4 protein-coding genes are annotated in these 7,335 nt (G+C 68.3%); 2 read left to right on the forward strand and 2 right to left on the reverse strand.

The window, feature by feature from the left end; genetic code table 11:
* Positions 1–185 precede the first annotated feature (185 nt).
* Both B9P64_RS14870 and B9P64_RS14875 read right to left on the reverse strand, forming a co-directional pair.
* Positions 186–3,269: an ATP-binding protein gene (locus tag B9P64_RS14870; RefSeq protein WP_085316900.1), complete on the reverse strand. Its 3,084-nt coding sequence runs from the start codon at positions 3,267–3,269 to the stop codon at positions 186–188.
* Positions 3,270–3,359: 90 nt separating this feature from the next.
* The gene (locus B9P64_RS14875) at positions 3,360–3,926 is read right to left on the reverse strand and encodes a TMEM165/GDT1 family protein (protein ID WP_085316901.1); all 567 of its coding nucleotides are present in this window, start codon (positions 3,924–3,926) and stop codon (positions 3,360–3,362) included.
* Between the two features lie 159 nt (positions 3,927–4,085).
* On the opposite strand from B9P64_RS14875, the gene acnA reads away from it, so the two are divergent.
* Positions 4,086–6,794 (forward strand): aconitate hydratase AcnA, encoded by a 2,709-nt coding sequence (gene acnA / locus B9P64_RS14880; RefSeq protein WP_085316902.1) that lies wholly within the window; start codon positions 4,086–4,088, stop codon positions 6,792–6,794.
* A 230-nt stretch (positions 6,795–7,024) separates the two neighbouring features.
* A partial coding sequence (locus B9P64_RS14885) for a helix-turn-helix domain-containing protein (protein ID WP_217808696.1) occupies positions 7,025–7,335 on the forward strand: 311 nt, incomplete at its 3' end.

The raw sequence follows: 7,335 nt of genomic DNA on the forward strand, positions 1-7,335 counted from the left end.
TCGGCCGTCATTGATTGCGCCTTGTCGGTGAGAGGAGCGGCCCGTCGAACGGGCTCGGGAGGAGATTTGCTGCACCGCAGCGTCGAGCTGCTGCGCGACTGATCCTTCCGATTGAACGGGCGCTCCGCTCACCCTGCCTAGGGAACTCCGCACACTCGCCCCCCGGCGCAAACCAGAGCGAACGCTCAGTGCGCGGCCCCGTCCGCAGCCCAGCGCATGCGCAGCCGGACCAGCAGCGCCACCAGCTCGTCGGGCCGGAACGGCTTGGCGATGTGCTCGTCCATCCCTGCCTCCAGACAGTCGCGGCGATCCTCGGCAAAGGCGTTGGCGGTCATCGCCACGATGGGCCGCCGCTCCCAGCCCGGCAGCCGGCGTATCTGCCGCGTGGCGCCCAGCCCGTCGAGGCGCGGCATCTGCACGTCCATGAGCACGGCATCGAAGAAGCTCTCGCGCGCCAGCGCGACCGCGATCACGCCGTCGGGCGCGACGGTGACCTCGGCGCCGGCGGCACGCAGGATCTCGACCGCGACCAGCTGGTTGAGCGCGTTGTCCTCGGCCAGCAGCACGCGGGTGCCGGCCAGCGGCAGCGCCGGCGTCGGCCCGCAGACCTCGGGTAGCGGACCGGGCGCCGGATCGGCGATCACCGCGCCGAGCGCCGGACCGAACGGCAGCTCGACCCAGAACCGGCTGCCCTGCCCCGGCAGGCTGTCAGCGCCGATGCGTCCGCCCATCAGCTCGGCCAGCCGCTTGCTGATGGCCAGACCCAGGCCGGTGCCGCCGTAGCGCCGGGTGGTCGAGGCGTCGGCCTGCTCGAACATGCGGAACATGCGGCCGAGCTGTTCCTCGTTCATGCCGATGCCGCTGTCGGCGACTTCCATGCGCATCCACGGACGGACGTCGGCCGCGTCGGCGGCGGCGGCGAGGCTGCGCATGCTCACCACCACCCGGCCGGCGTCGGTGAACTTGATGGCGTTGGAGACGAAGTTGACCAGGATCTGCTCCAGCCGCAGCGCATCGCCATGCAGCCGCGCGGGCAGCGCCGGATCGATCTCGGCCGCGAGCATCAGCCCCTTGGCTTCGGCCTGGCCGTGCAGCAGCCGCAGCACATTGCCGGCCACCGCCGCGGGCGCGAAGTCGGCAGTGGACAGCGAGAGCTTGCCGGCCTCGATCTTGGAGATGTCGAGGATGTCGTTGATGAGGCAGAGCAGCCGCTCGGCGGCGTCGGCGATGTGGTCGAGCCGGCGCCGCGCCTCGCCGTCGGTGAGCTGGCCGCGCAGCAGATGGGTCAGGCCGATGATGGCGCTCATCGGCGTGCGGATTTCATGGCTCATGTTGGCCAGGAAACGGGTCTTGGCGCGGTTGGCCTGCTCGGCTTCCTCGCGCGCGGCATTGAGCGCGGCGGTGCGTTCGCGCACCAGTTCCTCCAGATGCTCGCGGTGGCGCGCCAGCTCGGCCTCGGCAGCGAGCCGGGCGGCGCGGGCGCGCAGCATGCGGATGCCGTAGGCCAGATCGTCGGCGAGCCGCGTGAGCAGGCCGACCTCGTCGGCGCCGAAGGCATCGGGCTCGTCGGCATAGATGGACAGCACGCCGGGCTCGCCGTCGAGCCGCAGCGGCAGCGCGATGGAGGCACGGAAGCCGCGCGCCAGCGCCGCCTCGCGCCAGGGACTGCCGGCGGCATCGGTGGCGAAATCGGGATTCACCACCGCCCGGCCGCTGCGCAGCGCCTCGCCCGACGGGCCGCAGCCGCGCGGATCGTCGGCATCCCAGCGGATGTCGGCCGCATCGAGATAGCCAGAATCGGCGCCGGCGCGCGCCACCACGCGGATGTGGCGCTCGGCATCGGGCACGGCGATGCCGACCCAGGCCATGCGGTAGCCGCCGTCCTCCACCGCCACGCGGCAGATGTCGGCTAGCAGTCCGGCCTCGTCGTCCCAGTGCACCAGCGCATGGTTGCCCTCGCCGAGCAGGCGCAGCGCGCGGTTGCTGCGCCGCAGTTCGGCCTCGGCGCGGTGCTGGGCGGTGATGTCGCGCGACACGCCGAGCACGCCCACCAGCTGGCCGTCGGCGCCGCGCATCGGCGTCTTGATCGTGTGCAGCAGGCGCGGCTCGGTCTCGTCGGCATAGGTGACCCATTCGCGGTTCACGCTCGGGCCGCCGGCGGCGATGGCGCGCAGGTCGTGCTCGCGGAACGAGGCGGCCTGCTCGGGCGAGACATAGTCGGCATCGCACTTGCCGACGATGGTCTCGGGCGGCACGCCGTAGAAGCGCGAGAACTCGGGATTGCAGCCCAGATAGACGCCGTCGGGATCCTTGAGCCAGACCAGGTCGGGGATGGTGGCGATCAGGGTGCGCAGATGGGTCTGCTCGCGCATGAGTTCGGCGGTGCGCTCGCGGATGCGCCGGCGCAGGCTGGTGCTCCAGGCCAGCAGCGCCAGCCCCAGCGCCAGCAGCGCACCGGCGCCATACAGCAGCGGCCGCAGCCACAGCAGCGGCGCCAGCTGGGTGCCGAACCAGCGCTGATGCAGCGCCTTGCGCTCGGCCGCCGGGATGGCTGCGAAGCCCTGCTCCACCCGCGCCAGCAGGGCCGCATCGCCCTTGCGCACCGCGCGATGGAACTGCCCGACCGACAGCGTGAAGGCGAGCCGGAAGTCCTGGTCGGCGCCGGCGCGGTACAGCAGATAGTTGGCCGGCGGCTGATCGATGCACATCACCTTGATCTCGCCGCGCAGCGCCGCCTCCACCACCTTCTCGTAGTTGGCATAGGGCGCCACGCTCTCGATGCCGGCGGCATGCAGCTCGTCGATGCAGGCATCGCCGGCCTTGGCGCCGACCAGAAAACCGTGCAGTCCGGTCTTGCCGACGATGCCGCCGATGCCGGCATGCGTGTAGATGCCGACCGGCAGATCGGCATAGGGCGCGGTGAAGTCGAGCACCCGCTGGCGTTCGGGCGTGCGGAAGATGGTGTCGATGACATCGGCCTGGCCGGCCGCCATCAGCGCCTTGGCACGGGCCCAGTCGGTCGCCTCGATCTCGACGGGTGTGCCGGTCGCGCGCTCCCAGGCGGCCCATTCATCGATCAGCAGGCCCTGCACCCGGCCCATCGCATCGCGAAAGACATAGGGCGGGTAGTTGTCGTCCATCACCACATGGATCGCGGCCGACGCATCGGCCAGCGCGGGCAGCGGCAGCCCCAGCAGCAGCGCCACGACCGGCGCCAGCCAGCGCGCCGGCCGACGCCGGTCTGCAACGAAGGGAAAGGGATCGCTCATGCCCGGCAGGATGACGGGAGCCGGGGCTCGCACCAAGCGTCGGACCGGCCGAATACCGCTTCTGCAACACGGCCCTGCCCCGGCGTCCGATCAGCGGCCGAGCCCCAGCAGCACGCCCACGCCGAGCGCCACGAACACCGCCGCCGCCGCAATGCGAATCCACTTGAGCGGCAGCTTGGGCGCGGCCAGCCCGCCCACGAACACCGCCGGCACATCGGCGATCAGCATGCCGAGCGTGGTGCCCGACACCACGGCAATCAGCGAGTCGAAGCGCGCCGCCAGCATCACCGTGGCGAGCTGGGTCTTGTCGCCGATCTCGGCCAGAAAGAAGGTGACGACGGTGACGCCGAACACGCCCCAGTCGCCGCGCGGCCTGGCTTCGTCCTCATCCATCTTGTCGGGGAACAGCGCCCAGATGCCGACCGCGATGAAGGACGCGCCGAGCACCCAGCGCAGCACTTCGGGGCCGAGCAGATCGCGCACCACCGCGCCGAGCGCGCCGGCCAGTCCGTGGTTGACCACGGTGGCCACCAGGATGCCGAGGACGATCGGCAGCGGCTTGCGGAACCGCGCCGCCAGCATCAGCGCCAGCAACTGCGTCTTGTCGCCGATTTCGCCGAGCGCGACGACGCCGGTCGAGACGAGAAAAGCTTCCATGTCTTGTGTTTCCGATGAGAGGAGAAAAGGTCCGCGACCCACGCGCCAACGATGCAAAACGTAAAGCCGGCTCCGCTTGCGCAACGCCGCGTGCAGCGTCGGGCCGAGTGCTGTAATTGTCCTTGTTCCAATAACGATGCTTTGCGCACTGGAGGTGCCATGCCCCAATCGCCGTTCAACACGCTCAAGAACTTCAAGCTGGGATCGAAGAGCGCGAAGTTTTATTCGCTGCCCGCGCTCGAAAAAGCGCTCGATCTGCCGCTGAGCCGGCTGCCGGTCTCGATCCGCATCGTGCTGGAGTCGGTGCTGCGCAACTGTGACGGCAAGAAAGTAACCGAGGAGCATGTGAGGCAGCTCGCGGGCTGGCAGCCCAACGGCCCGCGCGTGGACGAGATCCCCTTCGTGGTGGCGCGCGTGGTGCTGCAGGACTTTACCGGCGTGCCGCTGCTCGCCGATCTGGCCGCGATGCGCAACGTGGCCGAGGCGCTCGGCAAGAATCCCAAGACCATCGAGCCGCTGGTGCCGGTCGATCTGGTCGTCGATCACTCGGTGATGATCGACCACTACGGCACGAAGAAATCACTCGACCTCAACATGAAGCTGGAGTTCGAGCGCAACCGCGAGCGCTACCAGTTCATGAAGTGGGGCATGCAGGCCTTCGACACCTTTGGCGTGGTGCCGCCGGGCTTCGGCATCGTCCATCAGGTCAATCTGGAGTACCTGGCGCGCGGCGTGCACCAGCGCGCCGACGGCGTGGTCTACCCCGACACGCTGGTCGGCACCGACAGCCACACGACCATGATCAACGGCATCGGCGTGGTGGGCTGGGGCGTGGGCGGCATCGAGGCCGAAGCCGGCATGCTGGGCCAGCCGGTCTACTTCCTCACGCCCGACGTGGTGGGCTTCGAGTTCACCGGCAAGCTGCGCGAAGGCGTGACCGCGACCGATCTGGTGCTCACCGTCACCGAGCGGCTGCGGCAGGAAAAGGTGGTGGGCAAGTTCGTCGAGTTCTTTGGCGAAGGCACCGAGACGCTGTCGCTGCCCGACCGCGCCACCATCGGCAACATGGCGCCCGAGTACGGCGCGACGATGGGCTTCTTTCCGGTCGACGAAAAGACCATCGACTACTTCAAGGGCACCGGCCGCAGCAAGAGCGAGATCGAAGCCTTCGAGGCCTACTTCCGCGCGCAAAAGCTGTTCGGCGTGCCGCGCGCCGGCGACATCGATTACACCAAGGTGGTGTCGCTCGACCTGGGCTCGGTGGTGCCGTCGCTGGCCGGCCCCAAGCGGCCGCAGGACCGCATCGAGATCACCAACCTGAGCAGCAGCTTCACCGAGCTGTTCAGCAAGCCGACCGCCGAGAACGGCTTCAACCAGCCGGCCGACAAGCTGGCGCAAAGCTTTGCCACCGACGACGAAGGCGTGACGCTGAAGAACGGCGATGTGCTGATCGCGGCCATCACCTCGTGCACCAACACCAGCAATCCGAGCGTGCTGCTGGCCGCCGGGCTGCTCGCCAAGAAGGCGGTCGAGGCCGGCCTCAAGGTCAGGAAGCACATCAAGACCTCGCTCGCGCCGGGCTCGCGCATCGTCACCGAATATCTGGAGCAGGCCGGTCTGCTGCCCTACCTCGAAAAGCTCGGCTTCGACGTGGCGGCCTATGGCTGCACCACCTGCATCGGCAATGCGGGCGATCTGACGCCGGCGATCAACAAGGCCATCACCGACAACGATCTGGTGGTGGCGGCCGTGCTGTCGGGCAACCGCAATTTCGAGGCGCGCATCCATCCCAACATCAAGGCCAACTTCCTGGCCTCGCCGCCGCTGGTGGTGGCCTATGCGATCGCCGGCAACGTGACCGTCGACCTGATGACCCAGCCGGTCGGCAAGGGCAAGGGCGGCCGCGACGTGTATCTGGGCGACATCTGGCCGACCAGTGACGAGATCGCCAGGCTGCTCAAGTACGCGCTCAACGGCAAGGCCTACCGCGCCAACTACGCCAAGGTGAAGGACGAGCCGGGCAAGCTGTGGAAGAAGATCGCCGGCAGCAAGGGACAGGTCTACGACTGGCCGGCCAGCACCTATATCGCCAAGCCGCCGTTCTTCGACGACTTCACGATGGAGCCCAAGGCCGCCGCCGCCGGCGTGACCGGCGCGCGCGTGATGGCGCTGTTCGGCGACTCGATCACCACCGACCACATCTCGCCGGCCGGCTCGATCAAGGAAGCCTCGCCGGGCGGCCAGTACCTGGTGGACCACGCGGTGCAGAAGGCCGACTTCAACAGCTACGGCTCGCGGCGCGGCAACCATGAAGTGATGATGCGCGGCACCTTCGCCAACGTGCGGATCAAGAACCTGATGATTCCGCCCAAGGAAGACGGCAGCCGCGTGGAAGGCGGCCTCACGCTGTATCAGCCCGGCGGCGAGCAGGTGTTCATTTACGACGCGGCGATGAAGTACATCGCGGCCGGCACGCCGACCGTCATCTTTGGCGGCGAGGAGTACGGCACCGGATCGAGCCGCGACTGGGCCGCCAAGGGCACGCAGCTGCTCGGCATCAAGGCGGTGGTGGCGCGCAGCTTCGAGCGCATCCATCGCAGCAATCTGGTCGGCATGGGCGTGCTGCCGCTGCAATTCCTGGGCGACGACTCCTGGCAGTCGCTCGGGCTGGACGGCAGCGAGGTCATCGACATCGTGCTCGGCGACGAGATCAAGCCGCAGGCCGAGGCGACGCTGGTCATCACCCGGGCCGACGGCAGCAAGCAGCAGGTGCAGCTGAAGCTGCGCATCGATACGCCGATCGAGGTCGACTACTACAAGCACGGCGGGATTCTGCCGTTCGTGCTGCGGCAGTTGCTGGCGGCGTAAGCCACGCGCCGCCCGGATGCGGAAGGGCATCGCATCCGGGCGGCTTCATTTTCAGCAATAGTTGCAGTTCGGTCTTTTAGCTTGATAACTCTATTTATTGGCCGCTTTTTCAACCATTGCCAGACTGGATCGGCCGGTTCAGAATCACCCTGCTCAATCGTTGAAAAAGCGGCTCCAAACGCGATTTTTCATGTTAGCAGCCGTATTTGAAGCTGTTGCCGCAGTCGTACATGCCACCTGATCTTCAAGCCACCAGCCAGACGCCCGCCGAGATGGAAGCCGCCATCGGCGAGCGGCTGCGCGCCTTGCGCCTGTCGCGCGATCTGGACCAGCAGACGCTGGCCGGTCGTGCCGGCATCGGCCTGACCGCACTCAAGCGGCTGGAAGCCGGCCAGGGCTCGACCCTGCACACGCTGGTCTGCGTGCTGCGCGCGCTGGGCCGCGAAGGCTGGCTCGACACCATCGCGCCGGTGGCCAGCATCAATCCGCTCACGCTCACCCGCGCCGCCGCGCCACGCCAGCGCGCGCAGCACGCAGACCA

The sequence above is a fragment of the Derxia lacustris genome (assembly GCF_002105195.1).
GTDB lineage: Bacteria > Pseudomonadota > Gammaproteobacteria > Burkholderiales > Burkholderiaceae_E > Derxia > Derxia lacustris.

Bases quoted from the DNA above. Each gene is read 5' to 3' on its own strand.
- B9P64_RS14875 (WP_085316901.1), bottom strand. From the start codon at position 3,926: ATGGAAGCTTTTCTCGTCTCGACCGGCGTCGTCGCGCTCGGCGAAATC.
- B9P64_RS14870 (WP_085316900.1), bottom strand. From the start codon at position 3,269: ATGAGCGATCCCTTTCCCTTCGTTGCAGACCGGCGTCGGCCGGCGCGC.
- acnA (WP_085316902.1), top strand. From the start codon at position 4,086: ATGCCCCAATCGCCGTTCAACACGCTCAAGAACTTCAAGCTGGGATCG.